Genomic DNA, 20,252 nt, shown 5'->3' on the forward strand with positions numbered 1-20,252 from the left:
CACCCGGAGGGGGGCGGGCCCCCGTTCGTACGTACACAACGCGCCGAACCGGGCCGGTCTTCTTAACGTGGCCCCATGAACCGCACGTCCCGTATCCGCCCCGCAGTGGGCTGCACCCTGCTGGTCATGACCCTGGTCGCGGCCGCGACCGCCTGCGGAGCCTCCGGGGACCACCCGCTCGCGGAGAAGCCGTACGACGCCGTGGACGAGATCTCCTCGAACGCGCGTGACGGCGACGCGAAGGTCGTCCCCGGACGGCCGCTGGAGGTCACCGTCAAGGGTGACGACGGCCGGATCACGGACGTGTCGGCCGTCGACACCACCGGCCGCCACCTGGCGGGCGAACTCGACGCCGACGGCCGGCGCTGGCACTCCACGATGCCGCTCGCGGCCGGCGCCAAGTACACCGTCCGGGTCAGCACGGAGGACGAGGACGGCGCCCCGGGCGCCCGTACGCTCTCGTTCGGAACCACCTCGGCCAAAGAGCTGCTGGAGGTCTCCTTCGGCCCCCGGACGGGCACCTACGGCGTCGGACAGCCCCTCACCGCGCAACTCAGCGCCCCCGTCGCCGACAAGGCGTCCAGGGCCCGTGTGGAGCGCGGCCTGCGGGTCCGCTCGACCCCCGCCGTGACCGGCTCCTGGTACTGGGTCGACGACCAGACCCTGCACTACCGCCCCGAGGCGTACTGGCCCGCCAGGGCCTCCATCGAGGTCAGCAGCGCCCTGGCGGGCGTCAAGCTCACCGACACCCTCTACGGCGCCCCCACGAAGGCCCTCAGGCTCACCACGGGCGCCCGCGTCGAGGCCCTCACCGACGCCGTGGCGCACACCATGACGGTCAAACGCGACGGAAAAGTGATCAACACCATTCCGGTCACCACCGGCAAGCCGGGCTTCGCCACCCGAAACGGCGTCAAGGTCGTGCTGGAGAAGGAGTACTACGTACGTATGCGCGGGGAGACCATCGGCATCGCCCAGGGCTCCTCGGACTCGTACGACCTGCCGGTCTACTACGCGACACGGGTGACCTGGAGCGGCGAGTACGTGCACGCCGCCCCCTGGTCCACCGGCTCGCAGGGGTACGCGAACGTCAGCCACGGCTGCACGGGCATGAGCACCGGCCAGGCCGAGTGGTTCTACAACACCGTGCGCCCCGGGGACCTCGTCACGGTGGTGGGCAGCCAGGGCGAGACGATGACGCCGTTCGACAACGGCTTCGGCGACTGGAACCTCTCCTGGGCGCAATGGCTGAAGGGCAGCGCCCTGCAGAACAGCACCGCGCCGGACCGTACGGAGACGATCCAGGCGGCACGACTGCGCCCCGAGGTCTGAGAGGACCGGGCCGGGGGTGCGCTGCCCTTCGGAGGGAGCCGGTGGGGGATCAGGCGCTCACGCGGTCCCCGTTGCGCAGCAGGGCGGCCAGGGCCTCGGCGAACTCGACCGGCTCGACCGGCAGGGTCACCGCGGCGTCCGCGCGGCTCCAGGTGGCCAGCCAGGCGTCCTGGGGGCGCCCCATCAGCAGCAGGACCGGCGGGCACCGGAAGATCTCGTCCTTGATCTGTCGGCAGACGCCCATGCCGCCCGCGGGCGCCGTCTCGCCGTCCAGCACGCAGACGTCGACGCCGCCCGCGTCCAGGGCCTCCAGGACCGCGGGCAGCGTCGCGCACTCCAGGAACTCCACCGGTGGTACGTCGGCGGCGGGCCGGTGCCCGGCCGCCAGCCTCACCTGCTCACGGGTGTTGGCGTCGTCGCTGTAGACCAGGACCGTGGCGGTCGGCTGCATTGTTCCTCCGTGACATCTGTGTCTTCGGGGCTTTCCGGGCATGAACCGATGCGCGGATCGTACTCCGCCGGACGGTCTGTCAGCACCGCTTCGGAGTGCTGTTCCCTGGGCCGTTCGGGGCGGACACACCCACCTGACACACCGAACGGCACCCCCCGGGGTGAGGGCGGGATAAGCGACCGACATAATGTCGGTCGTGGCGACAGCAACGACAGTAGAAACCGGGCACGCGCACCCGTCGGTCAATCGACCGAACCTCACCAGCGTCGGAACCATCATCTGGTTGAGTTCCGAGCTGATGTTCTTCGCGGCCCTCTTCGCGATGTACTTCACCCTGCGATCGGTGACGGGACCGGAGCACTGGAAGGAAATGGCTTCGGCCCTGAACTTCCCGTTCTCCGCGACGAACACCACGATCCTGGTGCTCTCCTCACTCACCTGCCAGCTCGGCGTCTTCGCCGCGGAGCGGGGCGACGTGAAGAAGCTCCGTACCTGGTTCGTGATCACTTTCGTGATGGGTGCGATCTTCATCGGAGGCCAGGTCTTCGAGTACACCGAGCTGGTGAAGAAGGACGGCCTCTCGCTGTCCTCCGACCCGTACGGCTCGGTGTTCTACCTGACCACCGGCTTCCACGGTCTGCACGTGACAGGCGGCCTCATCGCCTTCCTGCTCGTTCTGGGCAGGACGTACGCAGCCAAGAGGTTCACCCACGAACAGGCGACCTCCGCCATCGTCGTGTCCTATTACTGGCACTTCGTCGATGTCGTGTGGATCGGCCTGTTCGCCACGATCTACATGATCAAGTAATCGGGCTCGAACCCGAACCACATCCAGCATCGACGCAGAAGATCCTGACACCGGGGTAATCCGTGAAAAAGCTCTCCGCACGACGACGCCATCCGTTGGCGGCGGTCGTCGTACTACTCCTCGCGCTGGCGGCCACTGGGGGGCTGTACGCCGCTTTCGCGCCCGCGAGTAAGGCACAGGCCGACGAAACCGCCCAGTCCCTCGCCATCGAGGAGGGCAAGAAGCTGTACTCCGTCGGTTGCGCCAGCTGCCACGGAACCGGCGGTCAGGGCACCACCGACGGGCCGAGCCTGGTCGGCGTGGGCTCCGCCGCCGTTGACTTCCAGGTCGGTACGGGCCGTATGCCGGCGCAGCAGCCCGGCGCCCAGGTGCCGAAGAAGAAGGTCATCTACAGCCAGGCGCAGATCGACCAGCTGGCCGCGTACGTCGCGTCGCTCGGCGCCGGCCCGATCACGCCGACCAAGAAGGACTACGACCCCTCCGGCGCGGACGTCGCCAAGGGTGGCGAGCTCTTCCGTACCAACTGCGCGCAGTGCCACAACCTCACCGGTGAGGGCGGCGCGCTGACGAACGGCAAGTACGCGCCCAGCCTTGAGGGCGTGGACCCGAAGCACCTCTACGAGGCCATGCAGACCGGCCCGCAGAACATGCCGTCCTTCCCGGACACCACGATGCCCGAGAAGCAGAAGCGGGACATCATCGCGTACGTCCAGACCGTGAACAGCGCCCAGTCGGAGAACCCGGGTGGTCTGAAGCTGGGCGGCCTGGGGCCGGTCAGCGAGGGCCTGTTCGCCTGGATCTTCGGACTCGGCGCACTGATCGCAGTTGCCGTTTGGGTCGCGGCCCACACCGCTAAGGCCAAGAAGTCATGAGTAGCCAAGAGATTCCAGAAGAGAACCTGCCCGAAGAGCAGGTCCCCGCGCACGGCGCGGTAGAGGGCGCGGACGACCCGTTCGCGGACCCGGGGCTGCCGGCCCACAAGCCGCGCATCCAGGACATCGACGAGCGGGCAGCCAAGCGCTCCGAGCGCGTGGTCGCCTTCCTGTTCACGCTCTCGATGCTGGCCACGGTCGGCTTCATCGCCTCGTACGTCATCTTCCCGGTCGACAAGATCGTGTACATCTGGCCGTTCGGCCACGTGAGCGCGCTCAACTTCTCGCTGGGTCTGACGCTGGGTGTGGCCCTCTTCACGATCGGCGCCGGCGCCGTCCACTGGGCGCGCACGCTGATGTCCGACGTGGAGGTCGCCGACGACCGGCACGCCATCCAGGCGGAGCCCGAGGTCAAGGCGAAGGTCATGGCCGACTTCGCGGCGGGTGCCGAGGAGTCCGGGTTCGGCCGGCGCAAGCTGATCCGCAACACCATGTTCGGTGCGCTGGCCCTGGTGCCGCTCTCCGGTGTGGTGCTCTTGCGCGACCTCGGTCCGCTGCCGGAGAAGAAGCTCCGCAGCACGCTGTGGGCCAAGGGCAAGCAGCTCATCAACATGAACACGATGGAGCCGCTGCGTCCCGAGGACGTCGCCGTCGGTTCGCTGACCTTCGCCATGCCCGAGGGCCTGGAGGAGGACGCGGAGGACTTCAACAACCAGATCGCCAAGGCCGCCCTGATGATCGTCCGGATCCAGCCGGAGAACATCAAGGACAAGCGCGAGCGCGAGTGGGCCCACGAGGGCATCGTGGCCTTCTCGAAGATCTGCACCCACGTCGGCTGCCCGATCAGCCTGTACGAGCAGCAGACGCACCACGTGCTCTGCCCGTGCCACCAGTCCACCTTCGACCTCTCCGACGGCGCCCGCGTCATCTTCGGTCCGGCCGGTCACGCCCTCCCGCAGCTGCGGATCGGCGTGAACAGCGAGGGCAACCTCGAAGCGCTCGGTGACTTCGAAGAGCCCGTCGGTCCTGCATTCTGGGAGCGCGGATGAGTACTGTGACGGACACCAAGCGCAAGGCGCCCGCCGGCGAGCGGGTAGCCGACTGGGCGGACGGCCGGCTCGGGATCTACTCCCTGGCCAAGGCCAACATGCGCAAGATCTTCCCGGACCACTGGTCCTTCATGCTGGGTGAGATCTGCCTCTACAGCTTCATCATCATCATCCTCACGGGTGTGTATCTGACGCTGTTCTTCCACCCGAGCATGAACGAGGTCGTGTACCACGGCTCGTACGAGCCGATGCAGGGCATCCGGATGTCCGAGGCGTACGCCTCGACCCTGGACATCAGCTTCGACGTCCGCGGTGGTCTCCTGGTTCGCCAGATCCACCACTGGGCCGCGCTGATCTTCCTGGCCGGCATGTTCGTGCACATGATGCGCGTCTTCTTCACGGGTGCGTTCCGCAAGCCGCGTGAGATCAACTGGCTGTTCGGCTTCCTGCTGTTCGTGCTGGGCATGTTCACCGGCTTCACCGGCTACTCGCTCCCGGACGACCTGCTGTCCGGTACGGGTATCCGCTTCACCCAGGGCGCGATCCTGTCGATGCCGATCGTCGGCACGTACATCTCGATGTTCCTGTTCGGCGGAGAGTTCCCCGGCCACGACTTCGTCGCCCGGTTCTACTCGATCCACATCCTGCTGCTGCCGGGCATCATGCTCGGCCTGCTGGTGGCGCACCTGATCCTGGTCTTCTACCACAAGCACACGCAGTTCGCGGGTCCCGGCCGTACCAACAAGAACGTCGTCGGCATGCCGCTGCTGCCGGTGTACATGGCGAAGGCCGGCGGGTTCTTCTTCCTGGTCTTCGGCATCATCGCGGTCATCGCGGCGATCGCCACGATCAACCCGGTGTGGAACATCGGCCCGTACCGTCCGGACCAGGTGTCCACCGGCGCCCAGCCCGACTGGTACATGGGCTTCGCCGAGGGTCTGATCCGTGTCATGCCGGGCTGGGAGATCAACCTCTGGGGCCACACGCTGGTCCTGGGCGTGTTCATCCCGCTGATGGCCTTCGGAGTGGTCCTCGCGATCATCGCGGTCTACCCGTTCATCGAGTCCTGGATCACCGGGGACAAGCGCGAGCACCACATCCTGGACCGCCCGCGCAACGCCCCGACCCGGACCGCCTTCGGCGTCGCCTGGATCACCGAGTACGTCATCGTCTTCATCGGCGGTGGCAACGACCTGTGGGCCACGCACTTCCACCTGTCGATCAACGCCATCTCCTGGTTCGTACGAATCTTCATCTTCGTCGGCCCGGTCCTCGCGTTCGTCGCCACCCGGCGGATCTGCCTCGGCCTCCAGCGCCGCGACAAGGAGAAGGTGCTGCACGGACGCGAGTCCGGCATCATCAAGCGCCTGCCGCACGGTGAGTTCGTCGAGATCCACGAGCCGCTCAAGCCCGAGCAGCTGCACACGCTCACCGCGCACGAGCAGTACAAGCCGCTCGAACTCGGCCCGACGGTCGACGAGAACGGTGTCGAGCGCAAGGTCTCGGCCCTGCAGAAGCTGCGGGCCCGGCTGAGCAAGAGCCTCTACGGCGAGGACAACCAGATCGCCAAGCCCACCGCCGAGGAGTACAAGGAGATCACCAGCGGCCACGGTCACCACTGATCGCCTGAACTGATCGCCACGGCAGGAGCCCCGTCCATTCGATGGACGGGGCTCTTTGCCGTGCCCGGCGGTCGATAGGGTGGGATCGACCCCTGTACCGAGTGTGGACCCTGGAGCGGACCATGAACGTTGTGACCCCGATCGGCGGCGACAGCGTGGCGGCCCACTCCTGGCCCGCCGTACTGAACGCCCTGCTGCGCGGTGAGAACCTCGGCGCCGACGCCACCGCCTGGGCGATGGACCGCATCATGAGCGGTGAGGCCACCGATGTGCAGATCGCCGGATTCACGGTGGCGCTGCGGGCCAAGGGCGAGACCGTCGACGAGGTCTCCGGCCTGGTCCGGGCGATGTACGAGCACGCCCGCACCATCGAGGTGCCCGGCCGCACGGTCGACATCGTCGGCACCGGCGGCGACCTCGCCAAGACGGTCAACATCTCCACCATGTCGGCGATCGTCATCGCCGGCACGGGCGCCAAGGTCGTCAAGCACGGCAACCGCGCCTCCTCCTCGGCGTCCGGCTCCTCCGACGTGCTGGAGAAGCTCGGCGTCAACCTGGACCTCTCCGCGGAGCGGGTCGTCGAGGTGGCCGAGGAGGCGGGCATCACCTTCTGCTTCGCGGTGCGCTTCCACCCCGCCCTGCGGCACGTGGCCAGGGCCCGCAAGGAGCTCGGCACGCCGACCACGTTCAACATCCTCGGCCCGCTCACCAACCCGGCCCGGGTGCGTTCCCAGGCCGTCGGGGTGGCCGACCCGAAGATGGCGCCGATCGTCGCCGGGGTGCTGGCCGAGCGGGGCAACTCCGCGCTGGTCTTCCGCGGCGACGACGGTCTGGACGAGCTGACGACGACCGCGACCTCCCGGGTCTGGGTGGTGCGGGACGGGGCCGTCCGCGAGGAGGCGTTCGACCCGCGCGACGTCGGCCTGGAGCTGGTGCCCGTCGAGGCGCTGCGCGGCGCGGACGCCTCGTACAACGCGGATGTGGCCCGGCGGGTGCTGGCGGGTGAGCGGGGGCCGGTGCGCGACGCCGTGATGCTCAACTCGGCGGCGGCGCTGACGGCGCTGGACGCGGCGGACGGCCCGCTGAACGAGCGGCTGGCGGCCGGGATGGCCCGGGCCGCCGAGTCCATCGACTCGGGCGCGGCGGCCCGGGTGCTGGAGCGCTGGGTGGCCGTCAGCAACGCCTGAGCACACGGGCGTGGGCACGGGGCGCGGTCCGGATGGTGGACCGCGCCCTTGCGCGTCTTCGTACGTGTGGCAAGATGCAGGCAGGTCATGAGTGACAGCGACTACGGCCCCGGCCCGCTGTCCGGCAACCCTCCGTCCGTGGCGGGGTGCCCCGGGTGAAGACCAGGCCGTAGGCAGCGAGGTCTGCGGCAAGCGCGGGCCCCTCGGCATCGGAGCATGCCAACCCCCGGGGTCCTGGTCCCTAGGGAGTCTCTTGTGAGCACGCGAATGCGATAGGGCCGTCGGCCCTTTTCCGCACCCCTTTCTCCTTTCTTTCCGCTGCGCTGCCGCGTACCCGCCGGCGCACGGTTTTCGCCTGCCTCTTACGGGAGTTCGCCATGTCCGTCTTCACCGCTGCCGCCGACCAGTCGCTTTGTGCCCCTCTGCCGGTTCTGGGCGAGGATGTCAGGGTTCCGCTGGTGACCGGCGGCGAGGTCACGTACGCCGCGCTCGACTACGCCGCCAGCGCCCCCGCCCTCCAGCGGGTCTGGGACGACGTCGCCGCGTACGCCCCGTACTACGGCAGCGTCCACCGCGGGGCCGGGTACCTCTCGCAGCTCTCCACCGACCTCTTCGAGAACAGCCGGGCCACCGTCGCGGAGTTCCTCGGCTGCCGCGCCGACGACCAGGTGGTCTTCACCCGCTCCACCACCGACTCGCTGAACCTGCTGGCCGCGGTCCTCCCGGCCGACTGCCAGGTCTTCGTCTACGAGACCGAGCACCACGCCTCGCTGCTGCCGTGGCGCGATGCCCGGGTGACGTACCTGAACGCGCCGCGAACCCCCGCCCAGGCGGTCGAGTCCCTGGAGCGGGCGCTCGCCGACCGCGATCCCTACGGCCCGGCCCTGGTCTGCGTCACCGGTGCCTCCAACGTCACCGGTGAGCTGTGGCCGGTGAAGGAGCTGGCCGCCGCCGCGCACGCGCACGGGGCCCGGATCGTGCTGGACGCCGCCCAGCTGGCCCCGCACCACCCGGTGGACATCGCGGAGCTGGACGTCGACTGGGTCGCCTTCTCCGGCCACAAGCTGTACGCGCCCTTCGGCTCGGGCGTCCTCGCCGGCCGGGCGGACTGGCTCCGGGAGGCCGAGCCCTACCTCGCGGGCGGCGGCGCCTCGCGCAAGGTGGCCCGCCGCGCCGACGGCGGCGTGGACGTCGAGTGGCACTCCACCGCCGCCCGCCACGAGGCCGGTTCCCCCAACGTGATCGGCGTGTACTCCATCGCCTCCGCCTGCAAGGCGCTCACCGAGGCGGGCTTCGAGACCCTGGTCGCCCGGGAGCAGGGCCTGGTGGCCGCCGTGCGGGCCGGGCTTGCCGAGGTGCCGCAGGTCAAGGTGTTGTCGCTGTTCGGCGACGACGCCCCGCGGGTCGGCGTGATCTCCTTCGTGGTGGAGGGCTGGAACAGCTCGCACTTCGCCGCCGCGCTCTCCGCCGAGTACGGCATCGGCGTCCGCGACGGCCTCTTCTGCGCCCACCCGCTGGTCCGCACCCTGCTGGGCAGCGACCCGGAGCAGGTCGGCGAGTGCGGCGCGCCCGAGGCCGAGCCGGGCGAGCGGTCGCTCAACGCCATCCGGGTGAGCTTCGGCGCCGGTACGCCCGAGGAGCACATCGAGCGCTTCGTCCGCGCGGTGAAGGAGCTGGTGAACGAGGGCGCCCAGTGGAAGTACCGGACCGAGGGCGGCCGCTGCGTCCCGGACCGGGGTGCCGCACAGCTCTGAACAGACCTTCGGCGGGGTACGGACCGTGGGTCCGTACCCCGCCGACGCGTCGTGGGAGGGCTGCTACGAGTCCAGGCCGATCGCGAACGCGGCCTCCAGGTCGTGCTGCGAGTAGGTGCGGAAGGCCACGTGCGTGTCGGTGGCCTCGACCCCGGGGATCTTGCTGATCCGGCCGGGGATGATGTCGGCCAGATCGTCGTGCCGGGCGACCCGGACCATGGCGATCAGGTCGTACGTACCGGTGACCGAGAAGACCTCGCTGACACTGTCCAGCGCGGCGATGGCCTCGGCGATCTCGGGGATCCGGTCCACGCTGGTTTTGATGAGCACGATCGCGCTGATCACGGCTGGCTTTCTCCCTCGGTGGCCGCGGCTGGTTCCTTCACTCTATCCGTACGCCGGTAGCGCCCCCATGCGTAGAGGAAGCCCAGGAGGAACCCCACCACATGGGCCAGGTAGGCCACACCGGGGCCCCCGTTCCCCGCGCCCCGCACCGCCAGCCACTGGAGGACGAACCAGAAGACCAGGACGATCCAGGCGGGGAAGCGCAGCGGCAGGAAGAAGAGGAACGGGAAGAGGCTGGTGACCCGGGCCCGGGGGAAGAGGTAGAGGAAGGCCCCGAGCACCGCCGAGATCGACCCCGAGGCGCCGACCAGCGTCTGGTCGGAGGTGGCGTGCGCGGCGGCGTAGGCCATCAGGGCGAGGTAGCCGCTGATGACGTAGAAGGCGGCGAACCCGATCCGGCCCATCCGCTCCTCGGCCATCGCCCCGAACACGTACAGGAAGAGGATGTTGCCGAGCAGGTGGATCCAGCTGCCGTGCACGAAGAGGGCGGTGAGCGGGGTGAGCAGGGCGTGGCCGGACCCCTCCCACAGCTCGCTCGGGATCACGCCCCAGCGTTCGAAGTACCCGGCCTGGGCGGCGAGCGCGGCGTCGGCGGTGCCGTGGACCGCGAGGAGCCCGGAGAGCGGGCTGAGCGCGAAGACCAGGACGCAGACCGCGATCAGGGAATGGGTCACCAGCGGTCCGCCGGAGGTGACCGTACGGAGCAGCCCGCCGGTCACCCGGCCCGCCACGGCTCGCGGATCGATCATGAACAGAGCATGACGCACATGGAGAGAACGGGACAGACCGCCTCGCCGTGTCGGGGGGACGCGCCGAGGCCGTAGGGTTACGGCAGGACATCCGCAGTTCGACGGCGCACCGCGAGATCCTTGAAGCAAGCGGCACGAGGCTCGACGAAAGAGGACGCAACGATGACGACGGTTCCCCAGCCGACCGACGGGACCCGCTGGCGCTGCACGCTCTGCGGAAATCTCACCCGCTTCGACGTGACGCGCTCCTCGAAGGTCGTCGAGTACGTCCATCTCGACCTGGCCGGTGAGGCCACCGTCGAGGAACGCGAGGTGGTCAGTGAGACCATCGAGTCGGTGCGTTGCCGTTGGTGCAACGCGGTGGACCAGATCGAACTGGTGGACAGGCCGGGTGCCGACTCCTGACGGAGCCGCACCCACAGACTTTTTGGGGTGACGGATGGTGGAGCAGCCCGCGAGCGGCGCCGGCGCGGCCGAGCCGGCCGGCGAGGCCGCCGCCGAGGTGCTCGACCGCCCGCTGCCCGAAGGGGTGCGGCGCCGGGTCGTCGCGCTGGTGGCGGACGCGTTCGGCGGTCTGACGGTCACCGAACTCCCGGCCCAGCTGCGCCAGTACGCCCGCTTCACCCCGACCCGGCGCGCCAAGTTCGCCGGGAACGCCATGGCGGCCGCGCTGGAGAGCGACGCGCTGTTCCGCCAGCGCATCGGCGAGCGGCTCAGGGACGGGCAGCCGGAGCTGGCCGCCGCGCTGGAGGCCGGTGCGCCGCCCGCCGCGGCCGACCCCGTCGACGTGGCCGCGGCCGCCTATGTGCTGCGCCCGGCGGGCTGGGTGAAGCTGGTCGCCGCCGCGGGCGAGGAGGTCCAGCGGGCGGACGCCGAGCGGGCCGACGAGGAGGGCCGCCGCGAGCTGGAGCGGCTCCGCGAGGAACTGGAGCGGGCCCGCTCCCACACGAGGGACGAGACGGAGCGGCTCCGCGCCGAACTGGACGCGGCCCGCAAGGAGGCCGACGCCCTCCAGCGCAAGCTGCGTAGCGCCGCCAACGAGGTCAAGCGCGGCGAGGCGGCGCTCCGCCGCAGCCGGGCCGAGACCGACACCGTACGGTCCGAGGCGGCCGCCCAGGTCTCGGCGGCCGAGAGCGAGACCCGCCGGCTCAAGGCGCGGCTCGCGGAGGCGGAGGCGGCCGTGGAGGCGGGCCGCCGGGCCGCCCGGGAGGGCCGTTCGGTCGAGGACATGCGGCTGCGGCTGCTGCTGGACACGGTGCTCGACGCGGCGAGCGGGCTCCGGCGGGAGCTGGCCCTGCCGCCCTCCTCGATGCGCCCGGCCGACGGGGTCGACGCGGTGGAGCCGGGCCGGATGTCGCCCAAGGACATCGCGGCCAGGGCCCTTTCGGAGACCGACCCGGCCCTGCTGGACCAGCTGCTCGCGCTGCCGCAGGCGCACCTGATCATCGACGGCTACAACGTCACCAAGACCGGCTACCCCCAACTGCCCCTGGAGAAGCAGCGGTTGAGGCTGCTGGGCGGGCTCTCGATGCTCGCCGCGCAGACCGGCGCCGAGGTGACCTGCGTCTTCGACGGTGCCGAACTGGCGGCCCCGGTGCTGCTGGCGCCGCCGCGCGGGGTCCGGGTGCTGTTCAGCAAGCCCGGGGTGACCGCCGACGAGCTGATCCGCCAGCTGGCGCGGGCCGAGCCTCCGGGCCGGCCCGTCGTGGTGGTCTCCACCGACCGCGAGGTCGCGGACGGGGTGGCCAAGGCGGGCGCCAGGCCCGTCGCGTCCGTCTTGCTCCTGAAGCGCCTTTCGCGCGTTTAGTCCCACTCATTCCGCTTGCCGGTTCTCGGGCGGAATCGGGGAACGGACCGTCAATTCACCGCTACGCCCCGTGCGTCACGGGTAAAGAAGTGCGCGGTGTGACGAGATTTTTGGCGCGAGGATTTGAACTGATCACAACTCGGTCACTAGGGTCGACCTTCGAACCTTCGCTCGGTTGATCACCCATCCGGGGTGACGGCGAAGGAACCGCCGAGTCCGTGACGTGCACGGAGCCGGGGAACTCGTATCCCCCACAGCCCGGTAGGCGGCTGGAGGAAGAAGGAGCTCGCCTTCGTGGCGTCCCACCGTCGTCCCAAGCAGCCGAGCCGAGCCCGTGTGACCGTGATCACCGCGGCCGCCACCGCTGCCGTAGCTCTGTCCTCCCAGGCGGCCCAGGCCGACCCCAAGCCGTCCAAGGACGAGGTCAAGTCCAAGGTCGAGAAGCTCAGCCACGACGCCGGCGAGGCCAACGAGCAGTACTACGGCGCCAAGGAGAAGCAGCAGAAGCTGGAGAAGGAAGTCGGCGCGCTGCAGGACAAGGTGGCCCGCGGTCAGGCGGAGATCAACAAGCTCCGCAACGGCCTCGGTTCGCTCGCCGCCGCGCAGTACCGCTCCGGCGGCATCGACCCCTCGGTGCAGCTCTTCCTCTCGTCCAACCCGGACACCTACCTCGACGAGGCGTCGGCGCTCGACCAGCTGACGGCCAAGCAGACCGAGGCCCTGGGCAAGATCCAGGAGAAGCAGCGGGTCCTCGCGCAGCAGCGCAAGGAGGCCCAGGCCAAGCTCGGCGACCTCGAGGACGTCCGCAAGACGCTCGGCGTCAAGAAGAAGGAACTCCAGACCAAGCTGGCCAAGGCCCAGCAGATGCTCAACTCGCTGACCGCCGCCGAGCGCACGAAGATGCGCGAGGATGAGCAGCGCGCCAGCCGCGCCGCCGGCGACCGGGTCGAGCTGGGCAACGAGGCCCCCGCCTCCGCCTGGGGCGCCGCCGCCCTGCGGGCCGCCTCCACCCAGGTCGGCAAGCCGTACGGCCGCGGTGGCACCGGCCCCGGCACCTTCGACTGCTCCGGGCTGACCCAGTGGGCCTACGCCCAGGCCAACGTCCAGATCTCCCGGGTCACCTACACCCAGGTCAACGACGGCGTCCGGATCGGCCGCAGCGCCCTGAAGCCGGGCGACCTGGTGTTCTTCAACAACACCTCGCACGTGGCGCTCTACGCGGGCAACAACACCGTCCTGCACGCCCCGTACCCGGGCACGGTCGTCCGCTACGAGTCGATGAACACCATCGGCAGCTTCCAGTTCGGCGTACGCGTCGGCTGAGAACGCCCGAACGGGCGAATTCCCGCGCCCGCGCAGACACCCCGCCCCGCCGGAGACCACAAGGTCACCGGCGGGGCGCCGTCGTTCCCGGCCCGCTCCCGACCGGCGCGGCCCGTGGTCGGCGGGTGATCACCCGACTACTGTCTGTCTGCCGTGCGGCTCCCCGTCCTCGGTCCGCCCGTCCCGGGCGGCAGGGGGCCGCGTGCGTCTGCGTACAGCGGAAGGGAGTGCGGCGTCCTGTGGTGTCCCATCGCCGTTCCACACAGCCCGGCCCGGGTCCGGCCCTCCGGGCCACCGTCCTGACGGCCGCCGCGGCGACCGCGACCGCGGCCGCCGCCCTCGGGGCCTCCGCCGCCTCCGCCGACCCGCAGGGCGCGCCCCGTACCGCCAAGGCCCGCGTCGACCGGCTGTACACCGAGGCGGAACGGGCCACCCAGAGTTACGACCGGGCCGGTGAGAACGCCCAGCGGCTGCGCGGCGAGATCGCCCGCGCCCAGGACCGGGCGGCCCGCGAGCAGGAACGGGTCAACCGGATGCGTACGGAGCTCGGGGCGGCGGCGAGCGCCCAGTACCGCTCCGGCGGCATCGACCCCTCGCTGGCCCTGCTGCTCTCCTCCGACCCGGACGGCTATCTGGACCGGGCCGCCGCGCTGGAGCGGGTGACGGACCTTCAGACAGCCCGGCTCCACCAGCTCCAGCAGGCCCGGCGCGGACTGGAGCAGACCCGTGCGGAAGCCTCCCGCGCCCTGGCCGAGCTGGAGCGCGAACGGGCGGCGGCCACCCGCAGCAAACGGGCCGTCACCCAGAAACTCGCCGAGGCCAAGCGGCTGCTGACCACCCTGACCGGCGCCGACCGGGCGGGGTTCGAGCGGGCCTCGCGCTCCGGCCGGGACCTCGGCTTCCCGGACCTGGCCGATCTGCCGGCCGGCTCCGGGCGTGCGGCCGCCGCCGTCATCGCCGTCCGCCGGGCCCTGGGCCACCCGTACGTCTGGGGCGCCAACGGGCCGTCCGGCTTCGACTGCTCCGGGCTGATGCAGTGGGCGTACGCGCAGGCCGGGGTCGGTCTGCCGCGCACCTCGCAGGCCCAGCGGTACGCGGGCCGCATGGTGCCGCTCTCCGAGGCCCGCCCCGGCGACCTGGTCGCCTACCGCGCGGACGCCAGCCACATCGCGATGTACGTCGGCCACGGCCAGGTCATCCACGCCCCGTACCCCGGTGCCTCGGTGCGCTACGACCCGGTCGGCATGATGCCGGTCTCCTCCGTCACCCGCGTCTGACACCGCACGCCGCTCCACCGGGGGGCGCGGGACAGCCCGTACCCTCGATCGGGTGAACGACGGACGTGGACGGGGCGGGGCGCGGGGCGCCGTCGCGGTGCTGCTCGCCGGGCTGCTGCTCCTGGCCGGCTGCTCGGCCCCCGACGGCGATGTCCCGGCCAGGGGTGCCGACCGGGCCGTCCGCGCCACCCTGGACCGCCGGGCCTCCGCCGTGCTCCACCACGACCCGGCCGCCTACCTCGCCACCACCGACCCCGGGGCCACCGGCCTGCGCACCGCCCAGCGCCGCGAGCTCGGCAACCTCGCCGACGTACCGCTGAGCACCTGGGAGTACCACCTGGTCCGGACGACCGCGCGGGGCGGCGACCGGGTCACCGCCGATGTCGAGCTGCGCTACCGGATCACCGGCTACGACCCCGCCCCGGTCACCGCTGACCGGGTGTTCGAACTGCGCCGGGACCGGGCGGACGGCCGCTGGTACGTCACCGGCGACCGGCCCGGCGCCGACAGCGTCCGCCAGCTCTGGGAGCAGGGCGCGGTGCGGGTGGTGCGTGGCGCGCGCAGCCTGGTGCTCGGCGTCGGCCGCACCGGCCGGGAGCTGCGCGCGATCGCCCGGACCACGGACCGCGCGGTGCCCGCGGTCTCCGGCGCCTGGCCGGAGCGCTGGGCGGGGCGGGTGGTGGTCCTGGTGCCCCGGAGCACGGCGGACCTGGCGGCGCTGCTCGGCTCCTCGGCGGACTACCGGGGCGTCGCCGCCGTCACCTCCGGCAGGACCGGCGCCCCGGGCAGCAACCCGGCGGACCGGGTGATCGTCAACCCGGAGGCGTACGGCACGCTCGACGCCTTCGGACAGCGCGTCGTCCTCACCCACGAGACCACCCACGTCGCCACCCGCGCCCGTACGTCCGCCGCCACCCCGACCTGGCTCTCCGAGGGCTTCGCGGACTGGGCGGCCTACCGCGCCGAGGACCGCGCCCCCGACCGCACCGCCCCCGAACTGGCCGCCGCCGTCCGGCGCGGCGAACTCCCCGCCGCCCTCCCCACCGACACCGACTTCGGCTTCACCGGCGATCCGGAGCGCCTGGCCAGGGCGTACGAAGGCGGCTGGGCGGCCTGCCGGATGATCGCCGACCGCTGGGGCGAGCCGGAACTGCTCGCCTTCTACCGGGCCGTCGGCGCGCACCGGGAGCGGGACGGCGCGGTCGAACAGGCCCTGCGGGAGGTGCTCGGCACCACCCCGGCGGAGTTCACCGGGCTCTGGCGCGACTGGCTCCGCGCCCACCTCGGCTGAGCCCCGCTCAGGAACCGACCGGCTCCACCGCCCGGCCGGCCGCCGAGGGCACCGCGGACCCGGACCGGGGCACCGTCCGCCGCCACAGCCGGTGGCAGGCGGTCAGCGTCGCCGCGACCAGCAGCCCGTTGCGCAGGAACATCAGCGTCACCCCGGTCGCGTCGCTGGACACCACGTGCACGAAGCCGAGCGGGAACTCCCACTGGGTGATCCCCGTCGCCACCAGCACCAGGACGGCGGGCAGCACCATCCGGCCGCCCCGGAACACCAGGCAGACCGCCGCCAGACCGACCAGCCACAGCAGGTACTGCGGACTGATCACCCGGCTCGTCGTCGTGAACAGCAGCACCGCCGTGAACGCCGCGTCCGCCGGGGTGCTCACCGAGAAGTCCCGCGCCCGCAGCCGCCACAGCACCAGCCAGCCCAGCGCGAGGACGGAGAGCCCGAGTGCCAGCGTGCTCACCAGCTCCACGTGCGGCCCCAGGAACTCCAGCGAGCCGTAGTGCAGCTCCACCCGGCCCGACCAGCCGAACTGCCGCGCCACATGGAAGACCAGCCCGCCCAGCGACTCGACCTCGGTGCCCCGGTCCCGCTGGAAGCCGAGGAAGGCCAGCGCCCCCGGCGCCGCCAGCACGCACCCCGCCAGCAGCCCGGCAGCCGCCACCGCCGCGGCGCCCCACGCCTGCCGCGTCCGCCGGCCGGGCGCCGTACCCGCCAGCAGCAGCGCTGGCCACACCTTCAGCAGCGCGCCGGCCGCCGCCAGCACCCCCAGCACCCGGGGATGCCGCACCCCCGCCAGCAGCGCCGCCACCGCCACCGCCGTCACCATCACGTCGTACCGGGCGTACGCGGTCGTGCCGAGCAGCGGCACCCCCGCCACCCACACCCAGGTGCCCGCCTGCGACCGGCCCCCGCCCCGGCCCGCGTACAGCAGCAGCCCCAGCACCAGCAGATCGCAGCCGCAGGCGAGGACGAAGAACGCCGAGGTGTAGTCCAGCATCGGCAGCAGCCCGGGGGAGAGGATCGCGAGCGCGGCCAGCGGCGGGTACTGCCAGGTGACGTCCTCCCGGGGGTACGTCCCGCTCTTCAGGACTTCGGACCAGCCGTGGTAGATCGCCGAGACGTCGCTGGTCACGTCCGGTCCCGGCAGGGTGACCGCCTTGGTGACGCAGAGCAGCAGCGCCACCCTGGTCAGCGCCCACACCGCGACGGCGAACCGCGCACCCGTCGATCCCGTCATGCCGCTCCGTCCGTCCGCTCCCCGTACCCGCCGGCGGGTACGAGCAGCCATGATGCCCGCCCGGCCGGTGCCGGAGCCATCGGACCGGGCCCGGTACTGTCGGCCGCGATGGACAAGACCCTGATCGTGACCAACGACTTCCCGCCCCGCCCCGGCGGCATCCAGGCCTTCCTGCACAACATGGCGCTGCGCCTGGACCCCGGGCGGATCGTCGTCTACGCCTCCACCTGGAAGCGGAGCGCCGAGGGCGTCGCGGCCACCGCCGCCTTCGACGCCGAGCAGCCCTTCACCGTCGTACGCGACCCCACCACGATGCTGCTGCCGACCCCCCGGACCACCCGGCGCGCGGTGCAGCTGCTGCGCGAGCACGGCTGCACCTCCGTCTGGTTCGGCGCCGCCGCCCCGCTCGGGCTGATGGCCCCCGCGCTGCGCCGGGCCGGTGCCCGCCGCCTGGTCGCCACCACCCACGGCCACGAGGCGGGCTGGGCCCAGCTGCCCGCCGCCCGGCACCTGCTGCGACGGATCGGCGAGTCCACGGACACCATCACCTATCTGGGGGAGTACACCCGCTCCCGGATCGCCCCCGTGCTCACCCCCGGGGCCGCGGCGCGGATGGTCCAGCTGCCGCCCGGCGTCGACGAGAAGACCTTCCACCCGGACTCGGGCGGGCAGCGGGTGCGGGCCGCGCTCGGCCTCGCGGACCGGCCCGTCGTCGTCTGCGTCTCCCGGCTCGTGCCGCGCAAGGGCCAGGACACCCTGATCCGCGCGATGCCCGCGGTCCTGGCGCGGGTCCCCGACGCGGTGCTGCTGATCGTCGGCGGCGGCCCGTACGCGAAGGAGCTGCGGAAGCTGGCCGCCGACACCGGGGTCGCCGACGCGGTGCGGTTCACCGGGCCGGTGGAGTGGGCGGAGCTGCCCGCGCACTACGGCGCCGGTGACGTCTTCGCCATGCCGTGCCGCACCCGGCGCGGCGGCCTCGACGTGGAGGGCCTGGGCATCGTCTTCCTGGAGGCGTCCGCGACCGGGCTGCCGGTGGTGGCGGGCGACTCGGGCGGCGCGCCCGACGCGGTGCTGGACGGCGAGACCGGATGGGTGGTGCGCGGCGACAGCGCGCGGGAGTCGGCCGAACGGATCGTCACCCTGCTCCAGGACCCGGAGCTGCGGCGGCGGATGGGCGAGCGCGGCCGGGCCTGGGTCGAGGAGAAGTGGCGCTGGGACCTGCTGGCCGAGCGGCTGCGCACCCTGCTCTGATCCGGTACGCGAGAGGGGCCCGCACGGCATGTGTGCGGGCCCCTCTCGCGTACCGGTCGCGGATCAGCCCCGGTAGATCGCCTCGATCTCGTCCGCGAAGTCCTTCGCCACCACATTGCGCTTCAGCTTCAGCGAGGGCGTGATGTGGCCCGCCTCCTCGGTGAACTGGGCGTCCAGGACGCGGAACTTGCGGACCGACTCCGCCTTGGACACGGCCGCGTTCCCGTCGTCCACCGCCCGCTGCACCTCGGCCAGCAGCTCCGGGTCCGTGCGCAGCGACCGGGCCGTCGAACCGGCCGGCTTGCCGTGGTCCCGGGCCCAGCGGTCCAGGAACTCCTCGTCCAGCGTGACCAGCGCGCCCACGAACGGACGTCCGTCGCCGACCACCATGCACTCGGCGACCAGGGCGTGCCCGCGGATGCGGTCCTCGATCACCGCCGGGGCGACGTTCTTGCCGCCCGCCGTCACGATGATCTCCTTCTTGCGGCCGGTGATCGTGAGGTAGCCGTCCTCGTCGAGCGTGCCGATGTCACCGGTGTGGAACCAGCCGTCGGCCAGCGCCTCGGCGGTCGCCTCCGGGTTGTTCCAGTAGCCGGTGAACAGGTGCTCGCCGTGGAGCAGCACCTCGCCGTCGTCGGCGATCCGCACCACCGAGCCGGGCAGCGGCTGGCCGACCGTGCCGACCTTCTGCCGGTCCCACGGGGTGAAGGCGGTGGCCGCGCAGGACTCCGTCAGGCCGTAGCCCTCCAGGACGGTGAAGCCGATGCCCCGGTAGAAGTGGCCGAGCCGCGCGCCCAGCGGGGCACCGCCGGAGATCGCGTGCTCGCCGCGCCCGCCGAGCACCGCGCGGAGCTTGCCGTAGACCAGCTTGTCGAAGATCCTGTGCTTCACCCGCAGCCCGAAGGAGGGGCCCTGCGGGGTGTCCAGCGCCTGGCTGTAGGCGATCGCCGTGTCGGCGGCCCGGTCGAAGATCTTGCCCTTGCCGTCGGCCTGCGCCTTGGCGCGCGCCCCGTTGTACACCTTCTCGAAGACCCGCGGCACACCGAGGATCAGCGTCGGCTGGAAGGACGCCAGCTCCTCGGTCAGGTGCTTGATGTCCGGTACGCAGCCCAGCCGGATCGGCGCCATCACCGACGCCACCTCGACCAGCCGCCCGAAGACGTGCGCGGCGGGCAGGAAGAGCAGTACGGAGCACTCGCCGGTACGGAACAGCGGCTTCAGCCGCTCCACCACGTTGCCGCACTCGGCGAAGAAGCTGCGGTGCGTCAGCACACAGCCCTTGGGGCGGCCGGTGGTGCCCGAGGTGTACACGATGGTGGCCGGGTCGTCCGCCTTGGCCGTCGCCATCCGCCGGTCCAGCGTCTCGTCGGAGACGTCCGCACCGTCCTCGGTGAGCCGGCGGACCGCGTCGCCCTCGATCTGCCGGATGCTCTTCAGCGCGGGCAGGTCGGCCCGGACGGACTCCACGGACGCCTCGTGCCCGGCGGACTCCACCACGCACAGCACGGCTCCGGAGTCGCCGAGGATCCACTGGATCTGCTCGGGCGAGCTGGTCTCGTACACCGGGACGGTGACCGCGCCCGCGCTCCAGATGGCGAAGTCGAACAGCACCCACTCGTAGCGGGTCCGCGAGAGCAGGGCCACCCGGTCGCCGGCCTCGACGCCCGCCGCGATCAGCCCCTTGGCGACCCCTCTGACCTCGGCCAGGAACTGCCGGGCGTCGACGTCGGTCCAGACGCCCGCCACCTTGCGGCTCATCACCGCGACATCGGGATGCTGAGCGGCATTGCGGCGGATGAGATCCGTCAGGTTGCCGTCCGAGGGGACCTCGTACAGGGCCGGAAGGCTGAACTCGCGCAAGACTGCTGCTCCTCATCGGGCTCCGGTGCCACGG

General features: G+C 71.6%; 18 protein-coding genes and 1 riboswitch. Of the genes, 13 read left to right on the plus strand and 5 right to left on the minus strand.

The window, feature by feature from the left end:
- The first annotated feature begins 75 nt into the window (after positions 1-75).
- Entirely contained in the window at positions 76-1,332 is a 1,257-nt protein-coding gene (locus ACIQGQ_RS14990) for an Ig-like domain-containing protein (protein WP_402395293.1), read from the plus strand.
- 49 nt (positions 1,333-1,381) lie between these two features.
- Here ACIQGQ_RS14990 and ACIQGQ_RS14995 read toward each other — a convergent pair whose 3' ends face one another.
- Positions 1,382-1,783, minus strand: coding sequence for a hypothetical protein (locus tag ACIQGQ_RS14995; protein WP_402395296.1), 402 nt, complete (start codon positions 1,781-1,783; stop codon positions 1,382-1,384).
- Between the two features lie 187 nt (positions 1,784-1,970).
- Between ACIQGQ_RS14995 and ACIQGQ_RS15000 the strand changes: the two genes are divergently transcribed.
- The 6 genes from ACIQGQ_RS15000 (at position 1,971) to ACIQGQ_RS15025 (ending at position 9,075) form a co-directional block, all read left to right on the plus strand.
- Positions 1,971-2,591, plus strand: coding sequence for a heme-copper oxidase subunit III (locus ACIQGQ_RS15000; protein WP_352274842.1), 621 nt, complete (start codon positions 1,971-1,973; stop codon positions 2,589-2,591).
- Positions 2,592-2,653: 62 nt separating this feature from the next.
- Complete coding sequence (locus tag ACIQGQ_RS15005) at positions 2,654-3,463, plus strand: c-type cytochrome (protein WP_352274843.1); 810 nt, start codon at positions 2,654-2,656, stop codon at positions 3,461-3,463.
- Positions 3,460-4,512: a Rieske 2Fe-2S domain-containing protein gene (locus tag ACIQGQ_RS15010; RefSeq protein WP_402395300.1), complete on the plus strand. Its 1,053-nt coding sequence runs from the start codon at positions 3,460-3,462 to the stop codon at positions 4,510-4,512. Before ACIQGQ_RS15005 ends, ACIQGQ_RS15010 begins: the two co-directional genes overlap by 4 nt.
- Positions 4,509-6,134, plus strand: a complete 1,626-nt coding sequence (locus ACIQGQ_RS15015) for a cytochrome bc complex cytochrome b subunit (protein WP_402395303.1) — start codon at positions 4,509-4,511, stop codon at positions 6,132-6,134. The genes ACIQGQ_RS15010 and ACIQGQ_RS15015 overlap by 4 nt, the downstream gene beginning before the upstream one ends.
- Positions 6,135-6,256: 122 nt before the next feature.
- Positions 6,257-7,321, plus strand: a complete 1,065-nt coding sequence (gene trpD / locus ACIQGQ_RS15020; protein WP_402395305.1) for an anthranilate phosphoribosyltransferase — start codon at positions 6,257-6,259, stop codon at positions 7,319-7,321.
- 83 nt (positions 7,322-7,404) lie between these two features.
- A riboswitch (SAM riboswitch) is annotated at positions 7,405-7,522 on the plus strand.
- Between the two features lie 176 nt (positions 7,523-7,698).
- Entirely contained in the window at positions 7,699-9,075 is a 1,377-nt protein-coding gene (locus ACIQGQ_RS15025) for an aminotransferase class V-fold PLP-dependent enzyme (protein WP_402395308.1), read from the plus strand.
- A gap of 63 nt (positions 9,076-9,138) precedes the next feature.
- Here ACIQGQ_RS15025 and ACIQGQ_RS15030 read toward each other — a convergent pair whose 3' ends face one another.
- Both ACIQGQ_RS15030 and ACIQGQ_RS15035 read right to left on the minus strand, forming a co-directional pair.
- Entirely contained in the window at positions 9,139-9,420 is a 282-nt protein-coding gene (locus tag ACIQGQ_RS15030) for an Lrp/AsnC ligand binding domain-containing protein (RefSeq protein WP_352274848.1), read from the minus strand.
- Positions 9,417-10,169, minus strand: a complete 753-nt coding sequence (locus tag ACIQGQ_RS15035) for a rhomboid family intramembrane serine protease (protein WP_402395312.1) — start codon at positions 10,167-10,169, stop codon at positions 9,417-9,419. The genes ACIQGQ_RS15030 and ACIQGQ_RS15035 overlap by 4 nt, the downstream gene beginning before the upstream one ends.
- Positions 10,170-10,331: 162 nt before the next feature.
- Between ACIQGQ_RS15035 and ACIQGQ_RS15040 the strand changes: the two genes are divergently transcribed.
- The 5 genes from ACIQGQ_RS15040 to ACIQGQ_RS15060 all read left to right on the plus strand — a co-directional run bounded on the left by ACIQGQ_RS15040 (position 10,332) and on the right by ACIQGQ_RS15060 (position 15,867).
- Entirely contained in the window at positions 10,332-10,574 is a 243-nt protein-coding gene (locus tag ACIQGQ_RS15040) for a hypothetical protein (RefSeq protein WP_030933560.1), read from the plus strand.
- Between the two features lie 37 nt (positions 10,575-10,611).
- On the plus strand, positions 10,612-11,976 hold the full coding sequence (locus ACIQGQ_RS15045; RefSeq protein ID WP_402396021.1) for an NYN domain-containing protein: 1,365 nt from the start codon (positions 10,612-10,614) through the stop codon (positions 11,974-11,976).
- A gap of 294 nt (positions 11,977-12,270) precedes the next feature.
- Positions 12,271-13,299 carry an NlpC/P60 family protein gene (locus tag ACIQGQ_RS15050; RefSeq protein WP_402395314.1) on the plus strand — a complete coding sequence of 343 codons (1,029 nt, stop codon included), beginning with the start codon at positions 12,271-12,273 and terminating at the stop codon, positions 13,297-13,299.
- A gap of 239 nt (positions 13,300-13,538) precedes the next feature.
- A complete protein-coding gene (locus ACIQGQ_RS15055; protein WP_402395317.1) occupies positions 13,539-14,576 on the plus strand; it encodes an NlpC/P60 family protein in 1,038 nt (345 codons plus the stop codon).
- Positions 14,577-14,628: 52 nt separating this feature from the next.
- Entirely contained in the window at positions 14,629-15,867 is a 1,239-nt protein-coding gene (locus ACIQGQ_RS15060; protein ID WP_402395320.1) for a hypothetical protein, read from the plus strand.
- Positions 15,868-15,874: 7 nt separating this feature from the next.
- On the opposite strand, the gene ACIQGQ_RS15065 is transcribed toward ACIQGQ_RS15060, so the two are convergent.
- Entirely contained in the window at positions 15,875-17,107 is a 1,233-nt protein-coding gene (locus ACIQGQ_RS15065; protein ID WP_402395323.1) for a glycosyltransferase 87 family protein, read from the minus strand.
- A 108-nt stretch (positions 17,108-17,215) separates the two neighbouring features.
- On the opposite strand from ACIQGQ_RS15065, the gene ACIQGQ_RS15070 reads away from it, so the two are divergent.
- Positions 17,216-18,358 (plus strand): glycosyltransferase family 4 protein, encoded by a 1,143-nt coding sequence (locus tag ACIQGQ_RS15070; protein WP_402395325.1) that lies wholly within the window; start codon positions 17,216-17,218, stop codon positions 18,356-18,358.
- Positions 18,359-18,421: 63 nt separating this feature from the next.
- Here the strand turns inward: ACIQGQ_RS15070 and ACIQGQ_RS15075 are convergent, their stop codons facing one another.
- A complete protein-coding gene (locus ACIQGQ_RS15075; RefSeq protein ID WP_402395328.1) occupies positions 18,422-20,218 on the minus strand; it encodes an AMP-dependent synthetase/ligase in 1,797 nt (598 codons plus the stop codon).
- Positions 20,219-20,252: the final 34 nt, after the last annotated feature.

It is taken from the genome of Streptomyces sp. NPDC092952 (genome assembly GCF_044754785.1).
Lineage (GTDB): Bacteria > Actinomycetota > Actinomycetes > Streptomycetales > Streptomycetaceae > Streptomyces.